This is a genomic window from Bacillus cereus group sp. MG9, assembly GCF_040459995.1.
Classification (GTDB): domain Bacteria; phylum Bacillota; class Bacilli; order Bacillales; family Bacillaceae_G; genus Bacillus_A; species Bacillus_A mycoides.
The window spans coordinates 55,742-75,616 of the sequence record NZ_JARVHC010000004.1; the positions used below are offsets into that span (position 1 = coordinate 55,742).

Sequence of the window (19,875 nt, forward strand, 5' to 3'; positions counted from 1 at the left end):
TTTGTATAATATAAAAACTAAGAAAATTAAAAAAATTAATACATATGCATGTTTACATAAATAGGGGTGAGAGAATATGTACAAACTGACCGAGATTATTGACGTAAAAGAAATACAAACTATGGCAGAACACTTTTATCTTTTAACACAGATTTCACATCAGCTGCTTGATTGCAACGGAGGAATCATATTTCATTACGGCACACCATCCTCTGATATACATTTACATACAAAAATTCATGTCCCTATTATATTCAATGAAAATACGATTGGTGATTTTGTGATTTTGTCGCCTAAAGATAGTATTGAATCTTGTACTATATACTTTAAATCCCTTGCAACGATTATAACGAATAAAGGAATGAATACATTACAGCAATTGCAGAAAGATCAATCTATCCCTGCTGAAAAATTATATACGATTTTACACAACATGCCCGTTATGGTTGATGCTTGTGATGAAGAAGGGAATATTGTCATATGGAACCGAGAGTGTGAACTTGTAACAGGTTATAGTGCCGCTGAAATTATTAACAATCCTTGCGCGTTAGAGCTACTTTATCCAGATGAAACGTATCGGAACCAGTTACTTCATGGATTTTCTGAACTCGGTAAAAACTTTCGTGATTGGGAAATGACACTTACTTGTAAAAACGGTGATGAAAAAACAATCCTGTGGTCAAACCTTTCAGAAGAATTCCCTGTTCCTGGATACAGTCACTGGGCAGTTGGTATTGATATTACGCATCGGAAACAGGTAGAAGAGAAACTTATAGAAAAATCTTCAGAGTTAGAATTAATTTTTAAAGCACTTCCAGACTTATGTTTTTTAACAAGACTTGACGGAGTAATCGTTGATTATAAAGCCGGCTGTCCATCAAGATTTTATGTACCTGTCGAACAATTTATGTATAAAAAATTTCAGGATGTGTTACCTTTAGATGTTGCCCTGCAGCTACAAGAAGCAATTGCAAGGGTACAGCAGAATAATTCCATAGAAATTGTAGAATACTCCTTGCTCATGCATAATAGTATTTACTTTTTTGAAGCACGATGTTTACCGCTATTAACAGATAAAGTGATGGTTATGGTTCGCGATATTACAGAGCGGAAAAAGACAGCGGAACTATTAAATAAATCAGATAAATTAGCTACTGTCGGTCAACTCGCTGCAGGGGTTGCACATGAAGTGCGAAACCCACTCACTGTTATTAAAGGATTTATACAATTATTAGAGATACAAATGAAACATGAATCAAAATATTTTCAACTCATACTTTCTGAAATTGAGCGCATTGAATCTATTATTCACGAATTTTTATCTATTGCTAAACCTGAGGTATGTTCTTTTGAACAAGAGAGCATCGATGTAATTTTAGAAAACGTTGTATCTTTAATTAACACAAAGGCAATTATGACAAATATTCATGTCACATTCCAAACGGATCCTGACGTTGTATATATTGATTGTTGTAAAAAACAATTAAAACAAGTGTTTATCAATGTTTTACAAAATTCGATTGAAGCAATGCCACATGGGGGAGACATAATCATTACCACTAAGAAAGTAAGTAAAAATGAGGTGGAAATTTGTATTTCAGATGAAGGGATTGGTATTCCAGAAGAAAGAATTGCAAAACTTGCTGAACCTTTTTATAGTACGAAAGAAAAAGGAACAGGTCTCGGTTTAATGATTAGTTACAAAATTATTGAAAATCATCAGGGAAGAATTTGTATAACAAGTAAAGTTGGAGTAGGAACCTCGGTGAACATTTATTTACCGCTTTTGAAAAATGTTTAAAAACTGATATAAAACTTTTCTCAGGTAGTAGGGTACATTTTAAAAGGTGCACTGTAACGATTAGGTTCTGGTGCGAATAATTAAATACAATATAAAAAGGCGTGGATTTTTTATTTTCCTTGGGTTTAAGTAATTAATTCAAACAGTTGGTGGATGAATTCTTTCTAATTTTGGACAGACTGGTTCCGTAAATCAATCTGTTCTTTTTTCATCATATGCATAGCTTCTACTCCAAAAAGAATGGATGTAGCTGTGTCCAAGCATTTGAATCCTAGCATAGAACGGATTCGCTTCTTTATAAAGCGATGATCTTGTTCTACTATGTTATTCAAGTACTACATAAACCCACAACTCATTTTTTTATTTTACTATCTCAAACAGAACGATTGTTTCCTAAAAATAAAAAAGAAGATTGAGACATCTCAATCTTCTTTTCAGGCAGAATTAGATAGAATTTTATTGAATAAAATTCTATCTTAAAAAACTAGCTCTGCAAGAATCGCTGTATTTCTATTTCTGGTAATGTAAGTTCATTATTACGCAATTATTTATCGTTTTCTTACAGAAGACTCCTTCCTCAAAAATGTGAAGGTGTGAAACACCAATTTTAGGTGGGAGATGAATGTCAGTAGGCGTAAGCCTACGCTTTTTGTATACTGTAGATATACTATGAAAAAGTGAGGTGCAACCTATGTTAATAAATAAAGCATATAAATTTCGTATCTATCCAAATAAGAAACAAGAAATATTAATTGCTAAAACGATTGGTTGCAGTCGCTTTGTATTTAACCATTTTCTTGCTCTTTGGAATGATACATTTAAAGAAGCGGGAAAAGGATTAACCTATCCTTCTTGCTCTGCGGAGCTTACGCAATTAAAAAAACGACAAGATACGCTTTGGTTAAAAGAAGTAGATAGTACCGCTCTTCAATCCTCATTGAAAAACCTCGCAGATGCTTTTTCACGTTTTTTCAAGAAACAAAATGATATGCCACAATTCAAGTCTAAAAAGAATAAAATACAATCCTATACAACAAAATGTACAAATCATAATATCGCCATTGTAGGTCATACAATAAAGTTACCGAAGCTCGGTTTCGTTAGATTTGCCAAAAGTCGTGAAGTGTCAGGACGTATCCTAAATGCCACGATTAGACGAAATCCAAGCGGTAGACACTTTGTGTCTATTCTTACAGAAACGGAAGTGCAACCAGTAGAAAAAACTGGTTCTTCTGTTGGTATCGATGTGGGGTTAAAAGATTTTGCCATTCTTTCAGATGGCATAACATACAAGAACCCTAAATTCTTCCGTACATTAGAAGAAAAGTTAGCGAAAGCACAGCGTATCCTTTCTAGAAGAACAAAAGGTTCTTCGAACTGGAATAAACAACGTGTGAAAGTTGCACGAATCCATGAACATATTGCAAATGCAAATGCAAGAGCTGATTACTTACATAAACTTTCTACTGAAATCATCAAAAACCACGATGTTATCGGTATGGAAGACTTACAAGTCAGTAACATGCTCAAAAATAGAAAGCTTGCAAAAGCGATTGGTGAAGTATCTTGGTCACAATTTCGAACGATGTTGGAATATAAAGCAAAATGGTATGGCAAAAAAGTTGTTATGGTATCTAAAACATTTGCTTCTAGTCAATTATGCTCCAATTGTGAATACAAAAACAAAGACGTTAAAAATCTAACCATTCGTGAGTGGAATTGCCCTTCTTGTGGCGCGCATCACGATAGAGATCGAAACGCAGCGCTCAATCTTAAAAACGAAGCAATTCGTCTCTTAACCGTAGGAACTACGGGGATAGCCTAATGAATTAGAAACCGTTAGGTTTCTTTACTTAGGAATCTCCCACTTCAAACAGGCCGCGAGGATGTTAAGTGGTGAGTAGTTCAAAAAATTTATCATACAAATGATATGCGTGGTATAGGAATAAGAAGGTTCTGTTACGAAGTTTTTAAAAATAAGTAAAACTGCACGGTTATTTTGAGATTTGGATGAAACTTTTATAAAAGTGAAAGGCGAAGTCTTTAATACGACTCCGCCTTTTCGGTCTATAAGGAATTATTAATTGCTACATTACTATTCAACAATATAAACATAGATTCTCTATGTTTTAGGTCACTTTGCAACAGAACTAATATTCCCCTATTTTTGTGGAGTAACAAGTTCCACTTTAAATTCTTTTATCCCTTCTTTTAATGTGACAGCATCTGTTCGTAATGTTTTCCAACTGTCTTTAGCTGCATTCAAGTTAGGTTTTAGGAATCTAAATTTATTTTGATCCGCTTTTTGAGCTGCATTCTCAATATGCCCAAGTACTCCCGAATATTGAGAATCTAAATCATGCCATTGCGTGGACATATAAGTAAGAGCGTTAATAGCATCATCAAGCGCACTATGCATCTCACTAATATTATTATATGCAACCCCAACTACACGATTTAATGTTAGTTTTCCATCTACGGTCTGACGTAATTCTGTTAATAAAGGCTCTAACTTTCCTAAATTATCTCGTGCTACACCCACTATTATCCCACCAATTACCGGTAAGCCCAAAATGGCACCCTTCATTACATTAAATCCATCAGATTCTAACTGTTTATAATAGTTTACTGATCCTAAAACCTCATTTAGACGCTTTTGATCGGCCTCAACATCAGCACCTTGGTTCTTTAAAATCGACTGTAAGAGATCTTTATTGCTTCCAAATGCTCTAACATCTTGTCCAATAGCGTTCCTTAATTTAGTTAATTCTTGTATTAATTGTTGTGCAACCTTTTGGTTTTGTTGAATCTCACCTCGTAAATCTGTAATCCCTTCTTTTAAAGCATCTCCATCCCCTGTATTAATTGCCTCTACCATTGTTTCATAATAATTATCAAATTTTGTATCGTATTCAATAATACCAGTCAATGTATCTATAAGCTGTTTTTTTACTTGCGTATCCCATGTAACAGCATGTGCTCTTGCATTCTTTTGATCTTGTACAATTTTATCAGGTAAATCTGCATACCCATTAATAGTGATTCCTTCGAAGTTCACATCTGGATTCTTAATTAACATATAAGAATAGGCATTCATAGATTTTGCAAATAATCCAGCCTTTTTCAAGGTTTCTTTCATTTTCACTTCATTTGCTGAAAGAGACATATCTCCATTGTTAGTTTGTTCAATTTCACTTGCAAAAGTTGCTACTGGTGAGACCACAGAAGTTGTTGTCAAAGTTAAAAACGTCGATACAGCGAGTAGTTTGTAAGGGATTTTTTTTATCATTCCATATTCCTCCTATATAGGTTTTGATTTTCAGTTCGTTTCTTCTTGTTTAAAAGCGATGTCTTTCGAAATGAATTCTGCATCTTTATGAATATCATTCCAACTTTGTTTAGCAGCCTTTAAATCATCAGGTATTAAAGAGAGTTTATGTTCTTGCATTTGGTCGATATTATCATATAAATCTTTATAATTGGCCCCCATTGTATTCCATTGTTTTTGAATATTTGTTAGAGACATTATGGCTTGATCCACTGTCTGATATAGATATGTCAAAGTATCTTTTGTGCTAGTAAGCGAAATAACTGCTTGGTTAGCAAGATCGGCTTTTGTACTTAATTGTCCGATTTTGTTAGAAATTTCGTTATAAGAGTTCATATGATTAGACGCTGTGACACCAGCTGCCGTTCCTAAACCGATACCAGCTGCACCGAGAGCCGTAAGGCCACCGACAACAACCGGTGTTGCTGTACCGCCAGTTACAACAATTACTACCGCTCCTCCAATGGCTGCAATAACTAAAATGGCTGCTCCCAATCCACCACCAATTGACCATGCTAATACATTGTCAAAATGTTTTTTCTGAGTAGCACTTAGTTGCTCAATTTCAGCCTGAAGTTGTGGAATCAGTGCTTGTTTTCCCGCTAATATTGCCGTTAAGCCACCTTTCCCATCTGGGCCACCAACATTATTTTTAAAATCTGTAGTATTTGTGTACAGTTTTGTTTTGAAGGCTTCTAACATCTTAATTACTTCTGTAACTTCTTTTGAATTTGTATCAATTGTAGTGATTAAATCATTTATGCCCTCTTTTAATCCTGCCTTATCTTTCTTTTGTACAGTATCTACTAATGTATCGTAATAATTTTTAAATTGTTCATCATAATTTACAATATTACGTGCTGTTTTTTGAATCTTCGGCTTTGCTGTATCTAGCCAATAATTCGCATTGATTCGAGATAGTTCCTGATTAAGGTGAATATTTTTGATTAATTCTTCCCCTTCTGAACCTAAATCGATATTAGATAAATTTACATTCGGTTGTTTAATCATTGTTTTTGCGTACAAATCCATTACAAGAATATGAGATCCTGTTTCAGCCAATGCTTTCTTTAGTCCTTCAGGTCCTAATGCATAATTCCCTATTTTCTGTTCTTGTGCAGTCTGTTCTTGTGCAGTCTGTTCTTGTGCAAGTGCATGGATCGTGTTACCGTTCGTAGCCGTTATAACCGTTGCCAGAGTAGCCAAAGTTAACACTTTAAATGGAAACTTCATCATATTAATTCTCCTCCCTATTTTTCAATAGATTCTTATAATCATCATTCCGCTTTATAAATTCAGAATATTAGAACTTATAAACTTGTTCTTCAAGGTAACTTGTCACATTTTTTAATTGTCTTAATGTATCTTTTTGAGACTGCTGATCAGTTGTATCAACATTAGAAGATAATTTTGTAATATTATTTTTAATTAGATTCATATCTTCTTTATAGCGCTTTAATAGGTCAAGTTCTACATCTACTTGATTTGCAAATGTATGTAAATCATTTTGCATAATAAGAAGCATAGACTTTTGTAAATCTGCTACTGTTAGGCTCTTTGTTAAATCATATAATTTTTGGTTTTGTTTCTCTAAATCATCTAAATGTGCTCGCTGCTCTGTTGTAAGTTTATTTACTTCAGCGAAGGCACTATAAGTTTTTTTAATTTTTTCAGGGTCAATAACCTTCGTAAGGTCATACTCTTTTGTCTTTGTAATTGCAGCTGCAGCTATTTCAGCTTGTTTGCTTTTCTCAATTGCTTCACGGGCTTCTTTTTTGGCAGCTTCAATCTCTAGAGCAGATTTACCCTTTTCTTTCGCTTCTTGCTCTGCTTTTTTCTCTGCTTCTAAAATAGAATTGTTAATTTCTTTGCCTTTGTTATACGCTGCTACTGCTGTTTGAGCAGCAGGTTCAATGATATCTTTTGAAAGGTTATAGACTTCTTTGAATATAACAAACCCTTGTTCATTTAAAGCTCCTGGTAATAATGCTATTTGTTGTAAATCACTTTGAATTGATTTTTGGGTATTTAGCAATTCATTTTTTAGCTGGTCTATTTTCCCTGTTCCCTCTGAACTTAGTACACCTTGTGCTTTTGTCACGTCAGTATCGAGATCTTTAAGCTTTTTATCAATCTGTAATTTAATATCTGTTAATTCATTAATCTGACGTTGTACGCTTTCTTGGTTTGTCGTAGTTTTATCTTGAAGAATTTCAAGTCTATCCAAGAACCCTTCTTTATCTTCATTATTGTCTACAAACTGTTTTAATGTTGGATAATAGCTATTAAATTGGGTTACAAATCCTTTACTTTTTGAATTTAATAGAATTAATTTTGGATAAAGTTCTGATGACCATTCGTTCATATCTTGTTTGATCAGGGATTGGTTCGTATTTAAAGCTGGGACTTCCTCAAGCTGTACATTAGGACTCATTAAAGCTTGATCAATATATGTTTGGATTAATTTAGATTGTGCACCTAATTTTCGTAAGGATGAGGAAATATCCGTATTCTCTTGTTGAGTTTCTGCCTGAACGATTGGCATTGCAAGAGTATTGATAGGAATATTCGCCCCAGTAACAATGGATGTTATTAAAAAACCTGTAATTATTTTATTTTTCATTCCATACACCTCTTCACTATTGTCTTTTTACAATCTTATTCACACCTCTAGAACAACCTAGCGCTAGGGTCTCTCCTTCCACACGCTTGAGGAAGAAGAATTCTTTCGGATAGAGTGTTAGACTCTCGTTATTATTTACTTCTCATAGAATGTAAGGCCTTACTTCCCCCTCATTTAAACACTATGTTTTTACTAAGTAAACAATAAAATCCCATTATTTATATTTAATAATTCAGACACTTCATGTTTGTATTAGAAAAAAATTATATTTAAAAAAGTTAAATCCTATTAATTAATTCACTAAGTGAAATAATTACATCAGTGTAATTAGACTTAAAATATAGTGATTTTCATTTATTTATATTAATCGTTTGATATAAAATGTTTTTAATATAACTTAATAGTACTTTGTATATCATTTACCTTTTTTTGTAAAATGTAAAATTACATATTTCTCCACACTAAAAAACCAACAAATAACAACATTTTTAAAAAAACAGGTCGTTATTTGTTGGTTTTTATTATAAGATGTATAACGTAATATAAAGATTTAATAAGGGGTGGTTTAATGTCAGTTCTAAAAAACAGTAAAATTGGTACAAAGTTGAATACATTAATGATTACAGCGAGTATCGCATGTATTCTCTTATCCATTATAGGAGTTATCTCTTTAAAGAAAACAGGTGAAGCTTCTGCAAGTATGTATGACGAAAGATTACTTCCAATTTTTTGGATACAATCTCTAGAATCTAATTTCCGATACGGAAACAGTAATTTTATGGAACTCATGGTTACAACTGATGAAAAAAGAAACAAAGAATTAGCAAATAACATAGATCAAACACGTAAAGAAAATGATCAGTTATTAAAAAACTTTGAGTCTAAGATCAGCTCACAAGAAGAAAAGCAATTATATAAGAATTTCCAAAAAAACTTTCAAGAATTTAGAACTCAAATGAAAGAAGCACAAAATTTAGCAGTAAACAATAAAAATGAAGAAGCTTATTCTTATTATTTAAAAAACACTGAGCCTGCTATGCAAAATGCGATTAATTCTATTCAAGAACTTGTGAAATATAATAGTAGCCAGGCAGAACAATTACAAAAAAGTAATACGAACAGTGCACATACTACAATACTGATGTTTATTATTATTTCAGTTATTGCGACTGCAATTATTATAGGTATTGGATATGTCATCAAAACAGCTATTCAACGTCCAATTACTTTATTACAGCATGATATAAAACAAGTAGCAGATGGAAATTTAGTAATACGTACTTCCTATCAAGCAAATGATGAATTAGGAGCTATTGTTACTTCTTTTAATAACATGTTAGATAATTTACAACATTTAATTGAGAAAATACAAGTAACGACATACGAAGTTACCTCTTCTACTGACAGTATGTTGCAGAATACAAAACAGGCATCTAAAATATCTAATGAAGCTGTTCTAACAATTAATGAAGTAAATAAACAAATAGAAGGACAAGTTACTAATATTCATGAAAGTTCAACAGCAATGAATGACTTAACAAATGGAGTTCAATCAGTAGCTGAATCAGCATTAACTGTTGCTGAAGTATCTGTTGCTACAACAGATCGTGTAAATAATGGTAGTAAAGTAATCAAGCAATCTATTACTCAAATGAATAATGTGCATGCAGTTGTTGAAGAAACATCTACGGTGATAGAACGTCTTATTATGCGTACACAGCATATAGATAAAGCTTTAGACGCGATTACAAATATTGCGGAACAAACAAATTTGCTTGCTTTAAATGCTGCAATCGAAGCAGCACGTGCAGGAGAGAATGGAAAAGGATTTGCAGTTGTTGCAGCTGAAGTGAGAGATTTAGCTGAACAATCTAAGCAATCCGCACATGAAATTAATAATTTAATTAAATCAATCCAACAAGATACAAAAGATACTGTTCAAATCATGAGAAAAGGACACGAAGAAGCTATACAAGGAAGAAATGCTGCTAATGAAGCAGACGAAGCCTTTTCAACAATCATGAAAGACATTCATAAGATAACACATCAAATTCAAGAAGTATCAGCTACAACAGAAGAAATGTCTGCTGGAACTGAAGAAATTAACGCTTCACTATCAGTAGTATCAGAAACTTCTACAAGAGTAGCGAAAGATACAAATCAAACCGTACAAGCCATTCAAACTCAAGCATCATCCATTACAGAAATAACAAATCAATCCATGCAAATAAAGAAAAAAATCGAGGAATTAGAAGGATTAATTTCACGATTTAAAATTAAAGAATAAAAAAATAAAAGGAAAAAACAATTACTTTAAGCTTGATTGACATGTCGTGCTACACCAAGTTGACAAATAGCCCAAAAAAGAACCCAATTAATAGGTTCTTTTTTTGTTGCTAATTATTTTTGTTCTAAAATACGTTCGACCTCATCTATGCTTAATTTACTGGCTTTAGCAATCGTTTCAAGTGGTACACCAAGTTCATGCATACCTTTAATCATCTGTATTTTTCCTTGCTGAACCCCTTCTTGAATTCCTTCTTTTTTCCCCTCATTACGAGCATGAGCAAACTTTGCAGCCTCATCCATTAAGGCCTTTTCTCTTGCTTCATATGCTTGACGGAAAGAAGAATCTTGACTCATATGTTCCCACTTATTCATTGCTTTTTGTAAAATTGGATCTTGGTTCATGGCAATGTCCTCCAATGTTTGTGTGAGATACTCATCTTCATTCGCTGGTAATAATAATAACCAACGAACAAACGAATCTTCCCACGGATTGACTTTCTCTTCGCGCCATTGCTGTAGTAACTTTGGAATCTCTACAATATGAACTTCTATATCGTCACTTAATAACTTTTGTTGTTGCTGATTCCAAAGGATTCCTGTTGTATGAAACGCTTCATATTCTGGAAACATCACAAAGTTTAACAAGTTAATGGTAATCGTTTTATGAAGTGAACTATAAGGCATTCCTTTTTGCAATTGAGAGGTGTATAACCTTCCCCAATAATACAAGCTTCGTTTGATCATATCATGATTGTTATTCAATTGTATTTCTACATTTACCTTTGTTCCTGTATTTAATGTAGCCGAAATATCTAAAATCGATAATTTATCTTCTTCATATTCTCGATGCAAATGTGGATCTTCTAATTGCAGGGAAACAATAGGTGATTCTAAAGAATCCTTTAATATGGCATTTAAAAAGGCAACTAAAATATCTTCATTCCCATTTGTGCCAAATAACTGCTTAAATGCAAAATCGATACGTAAATTTACTAATGAATTGGACATGGTTTTCCTCTTCCTGTTTCAAACTATATCTTTACCTTTATTGTACATAAAACCAAAGTCAACATGCAAACAATCCCTATGATTTATATAGGGGATGCATACAGATGTACACAATAAATTATCGAAGACGATTTGGGATCACCATACATGCCCATCAACTTAAGAATTTTATAACACCCCTAAAACAAAAATTGTACATTTTCACCGGGAGATGCCACTTTTCTCGTTTTGGGGTATATGCTTTTCTTAGCTTGATGGCGATGTGGTGCTACCCCATGTAGTTTTCTATGTCTCTTTCAAATGATTTTTGCACCAGAACCAAAATTCATCATATCGACCTAAATATATTCACCGTAATGTAATAATGAATTTAAATATGAAATTTTGCATATATTCAAAAAGCAATCTACTTCCTTACTGATCAATGCTAGGATTATACATGAGGGTGATGTTAGATTATATATCAAATGGAGGAATATTTATGAAAAGAAAAATTTTTGCTTTAGCTTCAGTAATTGCTTTATCAGCCCCTATTCAAAGTGTGGCGTTTGCACATGAAAATAGCCATCAATATGGGACATCTTTTGGTCATAAGTGGTCCGCAGAAGCCATCCATGATGAAGGAGTAAGTACTCATTTATGGATTGTTAACAGAGGCATTGAAGTTATGGCCCAAAATAAGACCGTTGTGAAGCCAAATGAGATATCTCTATTAAATGAATGGCGTAATGAGTTAGAGAAGGGTGTCTACTCTGCCGATTATGAAAATCCGTACTTTGATAATGGCACATTCGCTTCACACTTCTATGATCCTGATACAGGAAGTACGTATCTTCCACTTGCCAAACACGCAAAAGAAACAGGAGCAAAATATTTTAAATTAGCTGGTGAATCCTATCAAAATAAAGATTTTAAAAATGCATTTTTCTATTTAGGATTATCACTTCATTATTTAGGGGATGTTAATCAGCCTATGCATGCAGCGAACTTTACCAACGTTTCGCTTCCTATTGCCTTACACTCAAAATATGAAAACTTCGTCGATACTGTGAAAGACAATTATAAAGTAAAAGATGGAAATGGCTATTGGAACTGGAAAAGTGTAAATCCAGAAGATTGGGTTCATGCTTCTGCAGTTGGTGCAAAAGCAGATTTCCCACTAATTGTTAATGATAAGACAAAAAAGTTGTTTCTAGATGCCGCTATATCACAAGACGCTGCTGATAAATGGCGTGCTGAAGTAACACCGGTGACTGGAAAACGTTTAATGGAAGCGCAACGTATTACAGCTGGATATATCCACTTATGGTTTGATACGTATGTGAATAATAAATAATAAAATACGAAAAGAGAGTCCTTTTTCAAAGAAGGCACTCTCTTTTTTCAATTAGATAGTTTCTCCATGATTTAAACAAATTAGATTAGCTTTAGCTGATGGCTCTTCAATGGATTGATTAGCAGCACCAACAGACGAATCTTTTTTTCTACTGGTTGCGCTTCTGATTCTCCAAGAATAGACACAAGGTATGTACCGCCCTGGGTTTCGTCTAATCGTAGCATTTAGAATATGCCCTTTTATTGTCCATTACAGCAATATTACCGTTAGTTAGTTTGTTTTGTTGTATAGGATTGAACTTTATTGTTTTTAGACTTGAATCGTGGCATATCATTCTGTTTTGTGAAAAAACGTGAAAAAGCATCTGCGAGGTTTTTTTATGTGGATTGAAGAGCAATACTATCTACTTCTTTTAACCAAAGCGTATCCTATTGCTTCTTTAATTGAGTGGGCTCAGCAGAGCAAGAAGGATAGTTAATCCTTTGCCAGTTTCTTTAGAGGTGTCATTCCGAAGAGCAAGAAAATGATTAAATACAAAGCGACTGCACCCAATGGTCTTAGCAATTAATATTTCTTGTCGCTTATTTGGATAGATACGGAACTTATATGCTTTATTTACTAACACGGGTTGCACCTCGCTTTCTTGTATGATGCCTTCAGTATACAAAAAACGTAGGATTATGCCTACAGACATTCATCTCTTACCTAAAATTGGTGTTTCACACCTTCACATTTTTGAGGAAGAAGTTTTCTGTCGGAACAAGATAAATATAATAAGGGAATGCATGTATACTGATTTATACTGCATTCCCTTATTGTAATTGTATGTCCACTATATTTTATTCTTCCTTTTCTAAAATTTAAAAACTAACATCCAAATTTCTTAGTTTTCACCTCTTTCTAGATCCACTCCATTGTAAAAAAACTCTTCATTAAATGTCCAAACTATTAACTAGTGTCCCCCCTAAACTATAATAACTTTTAAAATTTTCCCAACAAAAAAATCCCCTCAAAGCATATACACTTTACGGGGAGAGCCTGTTTTCTATCTTATTATATACGTACAGCCGTACCACTTACAGCAACCATTAACATACCATCACGAACAACTTCGTAGTCTACGTCAACACCAACGATTGCATTAGCACCTTTTTGTCTTGCAAGTTCTTTCATTTCGTCCATTGCAATATCACGTGCTTCTTTTAATTTACTTTCATAAGCACCAGCACGACCACCGACAACATCACGAACTGAAGCGAATAAATCGCGGACAATATTCGCACCCATAATAGCTTCACCATTTACAATATCAATATATTCACTAATTTCTTTCCCTTGAATTCCCTGCGTTGTTGTTACAATCATGATTGACACTCTCCTATAACTTATAATTTTTAATTGGCGTTTCTTATGTCTTTATTATGACATGGAAAAAGTAGCTAAACTATCTAATAACCTTACAGGAATGTGACACTTTTGTAAGGAAGATTTACTCATTTTCTATTCGGATTTCTTTAAATATTAGACGAGAAATCTAAAGCAAATACCGCGGAAAATATATGTTTTTTTACAGATGATGGTTGAGTTCAAACATATTTTTAATACCCAAAATATCTACCTCAACTGCAGAAGCATATCCATTCTTTCCATTTGTCACTTCTATTTTTACATATTTAATAGCAAACCGGTTCAAATGTTACAGTTTTGTTATCCTTATTATTTTCCCATGTTCCAGACGATACTTTTTCATACTTAAGACCATCCACACTCGTATAGATATTGTAATTTAAAATAGGACCATTTTCTGACCACTCTTGTCGAGGTAGATATACAAATTCTATAATTGATCGCCTTCCATCAAGCTCTAACGATAAAAAAGCCTTGCTGATTGCAAGACTCCTCTCCTCATTTCATCCAATTGTGTATCGACTATTCTCTGAAACAAGTAAACTTGTATGATCAATTTTGACACGACATTTCCCTAACCTCCGCTTTACTTCCGATTGTAATTTTTTGTTTGCTTCTTCTAAAGAATGTGCTGGAATAATTGCTGATTGTAAGTCTGTTACCTTGCCATCATACATCACAGAAAAATCAATTTCATATCGATGTATCATAATTTCCCCACTTCCTTTCCAGTAGTTCGCTTACAACTCATCCTTACATGCTTTTTGTTTTCGTATATTTTTACAATTACACTAAGTTTCTTCACAATCCTCGCTAACCCTGCCAAAATAACCTTTAAAAATACCAATACTTAATAAAATATATGCAACAACCTTAAAAAAATCATTCTCACACCTTTTTTTTCGAAACTTCATTTAAGCTACTTAAAATCCCGAATAACAAACATAATCTCATTCGATACCAAATATATTAACGATTCATTAAAAATCGATTACAAACAAATCTGGAATGTTATTTTTTCTGGAATGGAAACTTTTTGTGCTGAAAATTAAATAAATATTATTATCCAACACACCCAATTGATAATCCTGGTAAAAAGGATCTGGATTTTCATCACTACTCATATCTCTCCCCAAAAAACTTATTCTTTAGAATAATAAGTCTAATCATGATATAATTTGTAGGATTTTTATACTCTTTGTCGAATACATGTAAAAAGGAGGGAATATGGCATGCTGTTCACAGGATTCTTCATTAATCTATCTATTTTTTCTTTCCTATCTAGTTCAGCTATTTTTATTCAAGTATTTATAAGGAAAACGGATCACAAATTTATCCATTTATTTCAGGGCACATATGCAGGTATCGTAGCTGCTATTTTGATGATTTTTAATTTTAAGCACATGGGATTGTTTTATGACTTGCGAGCCGTTCCTCTTATTATTTCGTTTATTTATTTTGGTCGCACAGCTGGCTGGATTACGTTAATGTTTATTTTATTTATGCGTATTTTCTACCTTGGTGGTGATTGGGGACCAGCTTTGATAGCTGCCTTAGGAATCGCTACTATATATACTATATTCAAAACATATCTCAAAAATACCCATCCCTTTAAAAGCGTCTTTCTTTATCTAGCTGTTTATCTAGCAATAATTCATTGGGTGTTTGGATTCTTTTTTCCTTCTATTTCACTTATACTTCTTGACATCCAAGGTACATTATTTATATCTTGCGGACTCTTAATTGGTGTTTTTCTTTTGGAATCCTATCAAAAATTATATAGTTTAACAGAAAATTTAGCTAAAGCGAATGAAACATTACTAGAATCAAAGCAAGAATTAAGAGATACTGTTCATGAACTACAAGGAGGTATTTTTAAATTCAAAAAAGTGAATGAGCATTTTATTCATACATTATGTGATGGACAGTTATTTTATCAACATGGTTTTCATTCTGAACAAATTGTAGGGAAAAGTTTACGTGAGATAGATTCTTCCATTATTCCATTCTATTTAGTTCCTCGATTACTCAAATATTATCAACAGGCATGGAATGGTGAAGAAGTAACTTTTGAACTACCGTGGCCAAATGATGAGACTATTATACTTTTCTCCCTTAGGCCTGTTAAAAAAGAGGGAACAGTTATTGAAGTGGTTGGCTCTACTGTTGATATAACGAAAAGAAAAAATGCAGAAAATGAACTAAAGGTAACGAAAGAACGGCTGGAATCATTTGTTAATCATAACGTAGATGCTATCACTATATTTGATTTAGACGGACATATGTTGCAAGCGAATAAAGCCTATGAGAAGATTTTTGGTTGGTCAGAAAAAGAATCCTTAGGAAAAAAGTTACCTTGCGTACCTGATTTTTTAATGAATCAAGCTTTGCAATATATAAACAACATTAAAAACAACAATATAAAAGACCTGGTTATTAATGGGTTAGAAACAGTTAGACAAAGAAAAGATAAAACTCTTATTGATGTAAGCTTGACGATTTCACCTATTCTAGATGTTAGGGGGAATGTCATTGCTTTATCAGGAATTTGTAGAGACATTTCTGAAAGGAAACAAGCAGAAAGAGAACTGCATCAATTACACCAGCAATTAAGTGACAGTGAAATGAAATACCGTGCACTCATCGAACAAGCAACTGATGCGGTTTACGTAGTAGAACTGAATGAGGATAAAGTTCCAACTCGATTCATTGAAGTAAATCCTGTCGGGTGTAAAAGATTTGGGTATAGTAGAGAAAAGCTTCTCTCAATACCGTTTTTCAATATTGTTTCTCAAGATTCTACAATGATCATAAAAGTGTTAGAAAAAATTAAAGAAGGACAATCTTTTTTTACTTTACAAGATGAATATACTTTTCCAACAGGAAAAACAATAACAACAGAATTTAGTATCCATATTTTCAGCTTGAATGGCAAAAACGTTTTCTTAAGTATCTCCCGAGATATCACTGAACGATTAAAAACAGAGGAATTATTACGAAAATCGGAGAAACTTGCTGTAGTAGGTCAATTATCCACTGCAATTGCTCATGAAATTAAAAATCCTTTAACAACAATGAAAGGATTCATGCAGTTATTAAAATCAATGGAAAATAAGAGCACTGAGAATTATATAGATATAGTGTTATCAGAGGTTGAACGTATAGATAGTATTACTAATGAATTTATGGCATTAGCAAAACCTGAGGCATTAGAAATTAAAACTAATGACCTGAATGTATTAATGAATCAAATTGTAATGTTACTTGAACCTCAAGCGATAATGAATTGCATACAAATTACAACTGAGTTTACATCTGATACTTCATTCATACTTTGTGAAGGGAATCAATTAAAGCAAGCTTTTATAAATATCTTAAAAAATGCGATTGAAGCAACACCAATGGGAGGGGAAATCTTGATTCAAATCGAATATGCACCTGATAAAAAACAGATAAACATTCAATTTACCGATTACGGGTGTGGAATTGAAAAAGAACGTTTACCTTATCTAGGGGAACCATTTTATAGTATCAAAGAAAATGGTATCGGTTTAGGATTAATGATTTGTTATAAAATTATTGAGAAGCACCAAGGAAAGATACTTATTGAAAGTGAAGTAGGAAAAGGAACAACAGTTAAGATAAATCTTCCTATATCTACTCTCGAAAAAGAAAACTCTTATTCATCTTCTTAGATACATCCTAGAATCATGAAGTACAGTTATACAATTTATTAAATTTTCCCCTTTAGATTTAATTATCTAAAGGGTTATCTGTTTATGTTAAGAAAATCTCATATTGTACTCTCGCCATTTAGCAGCTTTACGAACTGTTTGAAGTAGGGACTTCTTGGGAGGTATAAACTTTCTAATAATCTCAAATATAGAAATTTCCCTATTTCCACAAGTGGATATTTCTATATATCCCTACTTTTGTTATCAAAAATAGCGAAGATATTCCTGTTTCTTCAACTAATAGTTAGCAAAAACAAGTGAATCTGCAGGAGAAAAACAAATTTAAAAACCAACAGGGCAATAATACAACTCTATCAAAATTACAATAAAAGGAGCTAGTCTGTGAATAAATATTATATGAGTGCTATCTTAAGTATTGTACTTTCTGTTGTATTATTTATATTTAATTTCTATCAGACTAAAATAGGAGGAGTAATATTTGCTTTAAGTATAGGAGCGAGTAGTGAACTACCCGCCACTTAACGTCCTAACGGACTGTCTGAAGTGGGGGCTTCTCGGTTAGTCGTTACTTTTGATAGCTAACGAATTAGTCCTTAGACAGCCGAGCTAACTCCCTTGTTCCAAAGGTTATTTTATTGCTATTTATGCTAACGCTAATAGACGTATTGCTTCATTTTTGATATTGATAGCTGAGTTATAATCTCTATCGAGATTTACACCACATATACAAGAATATACTCGTTCAGACAATGATATATCTTTCACAATTCCACAATTGCTACATGTTTTTGTGGAAGGAAACCATTTGTCTATTTTCACAAGTTGTTTGCCTTGTTCTTGTAGTTTATACGCTAAAAAAGAAGTAAAAATACCCCAACCATTGTCAGCGACACTTTTCCCAAAATTAAGAGATTGCGACATCCCTTTCATGTTTAGGTCTTCAATAGCTATAACGTCAAAATTAGTAGCTAACTCTTTAGACTTATGATGAAGAAAATTCTTACGTTGGTTCGCTACTTTTCCATGTAATTTCGCTACACGAATACGTTGTTTGTTCCAACGTTCTGATCCTTTAGCACGTCTTGCTAATACTCGTTGTGCCTTTGCTAATTGGTCTAACATGTTACGATAGAACTTAGGATAATTGGCTTTCTCATCCTCAGAACTAACGTATAATCCATCCATTGCAAAGTCTAATCCAACAACTGTTTCTACTTCTTTTTGTACAATCTCTTTTTCGTATTCAGTCAAGATGGACACATAGCATTTACCAGTAGGTGTCATAGAAATCGTACATGACTTGATAGTATGGCCTTGTGGTATTTCTCTATGTTGTTTGATACGTACCATTTTCAGTTTCGGTAATTTGATATGACCATTTAGCAACATAATATTTCCATTTACTACATTCGTTGTATAAGACTTTCTGTCTTTTTTGCTTTTGAATGTTGGGAAGTCATTTTGACCACTAAAGAAATTCTTATAGGCAGTTTGCAAGTTTAGTTGAGCATTTGCCAAAGCTAATGAATCAACTTCTTTCAACCATTCAAATTCTGCTTTGTATTTTGCTGGGGTTGGAAGCTTTTGTTTCTTTAGTTGTTCCTTATCATCTTTGTATTTCTCATACACTTCTTTACGTTCAGCCAACATCCTGTTATACACGAAGCGTACACAACCGAAGGTTTTACGCATAAGATACGCTTGTTCTTCTGTTGGATACAAACGAAATTTATATGCTTTATTATGCTTTGTCATATCATTTCATCTCACTTTTCACCTTGATTTTCAATATACTTCTTTACCACTTCTATTGGTGAACCACCAGTAGTTAGTAAGCAAAAACTTCTTGACCAAAACATCTCTTTCCAAAGTTTCTTTTTTACTTGTGGAAAATCTCTTTTAATGAGTCGAGAACTTGCACTTTTATAAGCATTAATGAATTTTGTCATTTCTGTATTAGGATGTGCCTTGAACAAGATATGTACATGGTCAACATCATGATTCCACTCTACCAGTGTTATGTTGTAATTCCCGGATAACCTTACAAACATGTCTTTTGCATAGTCTGACATATCATCATCAAACACATTTCTTCTGTATTTCACGACCAACACAAGGTGATAATACAATAAGAATACTGAATGGTTATTACTATCTAATTCCATTGATATACCAACCTTTATACTTTATAAGACTGATTATATCAGAGGCAAAATAAAAAGCAAAACCTTTTGGCTGCGCCAAACCGAAATTCATCTCCCACCTACCATTGGGCTATGCCCTTCACACGCTTGAGGAAGGAGAATTCTTTCAGGGGAATTTGTTAAATTTCTAGCTGATGGTGTATTGAATGAAAGTAAACACAAAAAACACAATTGATTTTGAAGT

At 33.2% G+C, this 19,875-nt stretch carries 14 protein-coding genes and 3 pseudogenes; 5 read left to right on the forward strand and 12 right to left on the reverse strand.

Translation table 11 applies throughout. The features are described 5' to 3' along the window. The first annotated feature begins 76 nt into the window (after nt 1–76). The gene (locus tag QCI77_RS30135) at nt 77–1,801 is read left to right on the forward strand and encodes a PAS domain-containing sensor histidine kinase (protein ID WP_353826090.1); all 1,725 of its coding nucleotides are present in this window, start codon (nt 77–79) and stop codon (nt 1,799–1,801) included. 164 nt (nt 1,802–1,965) lie between these two features. Here QCI77_RS30135 and QCI77_RS30140 read toward each other — a convergent pair. Then, nucleotides 1,966–2,136: pseudogene (locus tag QCI77_RS30140) on the reverse strand (DDE-type integrase/transposase/recombinase); the annotation flags it as partial. A gap of 356 nt (nt 2,137–2,492) precedes the next feature. On the opposite strand from QCI77_RS30140, the gene tnpB reads away from it, so the two are divergent. Further along, nucleotides 2,493–3,626: an IS200/IS605 family element RNA-guided endonuclease TnpB gene (gene tnpB, locus QCI77_RS30145; RefSeq protein ID WP_353826091.1), complete on the forward strand. Its 1,134-nt coding sequence runs from the start codon at nt 2,493–2,495 to the stop codon at nt 3,624–3,626. A 336-nt stretch (nt 3,627–3,962) separates the two neighbouring features. Here tnpB and hblA read toward each other — a convergent pair whose 3' ends face one another. The 3 genes from hblA to hblC form a co-directional block, all read right to left on the reverse strand. Continuing rightward, the gene (hblA, locus tag QCI77_RS30150) at nt 3,963–5,090 is read right to left on the reverse strand and encodes a hemolysin BL binding component B (RefSeq protein ID WP_193649202.1); all 1,128 of its coding nucleotides are present in this window, start codon (nt 5,088–5,090) and stop codon (nt 3,963–3,965) included. A 30-nt stretch (nt 5,091–5,120) separates the two neighbouring features. Beyond that, complete coding sequence (gene hblD / locus QCI77_RS30155) at nt 5,121–6,365, reverse strand: hemolysin BL lytic component L1 (protein WP_353826092.1); 1,245 nt, start codon at nt 6,363–6,365, stop codon at nt 5,121–5,123. A gap of 67 nt (nt 6,366–6,432) precedes the next feature. Further along, on the reverse strand, nt 6,433–7,752 hold the full coding sequence (gene hblC, locus QCI77_RS30160) for a hemolysin BL lytic component L2 (protein WP_341026811.1): 1,320 nt from the start codon (nt 7,750–7,752) through the stop codon (nt 6,433–6,435). 568 nt (nt 7,753–8,320) lie between these two features. Here hblC and QCI77_RS30165 point away from each other — a divergent pair. Continuing rightward, nucleotides 8,321–10,039: a methyl-accepting chemotaxis protein gene (locus tag QCI77_RS30165; RefSeq protein WP_193649199.1), complete on the forward strand. Its 1,719-nt coding sequence runs from the start codon at nt 8,321–8,323 to the stop codon at nt 10,037–10,039. A gap of 113 nt (nt 10,040–10,152) precedes the next feature. Here the strand turns inward: QCI77_RS30165 and QCI77_RS30170 are convergent, their stop codons facing one another. Beyond that, entirely contained in the window at nt 10,153–11,049 is an 897-nt protein-coding gene (locus QCI77_RS30170; RefSeq protein ID WP_353826093.1) for an Rpn family recombination-promoting nuclease/putative transposase, read from the reverse strand. 481 nt (nt 11,050–11,530) lie between these two features. Here QCI77_RS30170 and QCI77_RS30175 point away from each other — a divergent pair, with 481 nt between their 5' ends. Continuing rightward, nucleotides 11,531–12,385: a phospholipase C gene (locus QCI77_RS30175; RefSeq protein ID WP_193658943.1), complete on the forward strand. Its 855-nt coding sequence runs from the start codon at nt 11,531–11,533 to the stop codon at nt 12,383–12,385. Nucleotides 12,386–12,528: 143 nt separating this feature from the next. Here QCI77_RS30175 and QCI77_RS30180 read toward each other — a convergent pair. The 5 genes and pseudogenes from QCI77_RS30180 to QCI77_RS30200 all read right to left on the reverse strand — a co-directional run. Beyond that, nucleotides 12,529–13,010, reverse strand: a pseudogene (locus tag QCI77_RS30180) (helix-turn-helix domain-containing protein); the annotation flags it as partial. 428 nt (nt 13,011–13,438) lie between these two features. Further along, entirely contained in the window at nt 13,439–13,750 is a 312-nt protein-coding gene (locus QCI77_RS30185) for a heavy metal-binding domain-containing protein (protein ID WP_000637500.1), read from the reverse strand. A 202-nt stretch (nt 13,751–13,952) separates the two neighbouring features. Next, a pseudogene (locus QCI77_RS30190) lies at nt 13,953–14,259 on the reverse strand (discoidin domain-containing protein); the annotation flags it as partial. A gap of 36 nt (nt 14,260–14,295) precedes the next feature. Then, nucleotides 14,296–14,502, reverse strand: coding sequence for a hypothetical protein (locus QCI77_RS30195; RefSeq protein WP_353826094.1), 207 nt, complete (start codon nt 14,500–14,502; stop codon nt 14,296–14,298). Between the two features lie 270 nt (nt 14,503–14,772). Then, entirely contained in the window at nt 14,773–14,916 is a 144-nt protein-coding gene (locus QCI77_RS30200; RefSeq protein WP_353826095.1) for a hypothetical protein, read from the reverse strand. 108 nt (nt 14,917–15,024) lie between these two features. On the opposite strand from QCI77_RS30200, the gene QCI77_RS30205 reads away from it, so the two are divergent. Continuing rightward, nucleotides 15,025–17,487 (forward strand): PAS domain S-box protein, encoded by a 2,463-nt coding sequence (locus QCI77_RS30205; RefSeq protein WP_353826096.1) that lies wholly within the window; start codon nt 15,025–15,027, stop codon nt 17,485–17,487. A gap of 642 nt (nt 17,488–18,129) precedes the next feature. On the opposite strand, the gene QCI77_RS30210 is transcribed toward QCI77_RS30205, so the two are convergent. Both QCI77_RS30210 and tnpA read right to left on the reverse strand, forming a co-directional pair. Further along, nucleotides 18,130–19,242 (reverse strand): RNA-guided endonuclease TnpB family protein, encoded by a 1,113-nt coding sequence (locus tag QCI77_RS30210; RefSeq protein ID WP_353826097.1) that lies wholly within the window; start codon nt 19,240–19,242, stop codon nt 18,130–18,132. Nucleotides 19,243–19,253: 11 nt separating this feature from the next. Continuing rightward, nucleotides 19,254–19,652 carry an IS200/IS605 family transposase gene (tnpA, locus tag QCI77_RS30215; RefSeq protein WP_353826098.1) on the reverse strand — a complete coding sequence of 133 codons (399 nt, stop codon included), beginning with the start codon at nt 19,650–19,652 and terminating at the stop codon, nt 19,254–19,256. Between the last annotated feature and the right edge of the window lie 223 nt (nt 19,653–19,875).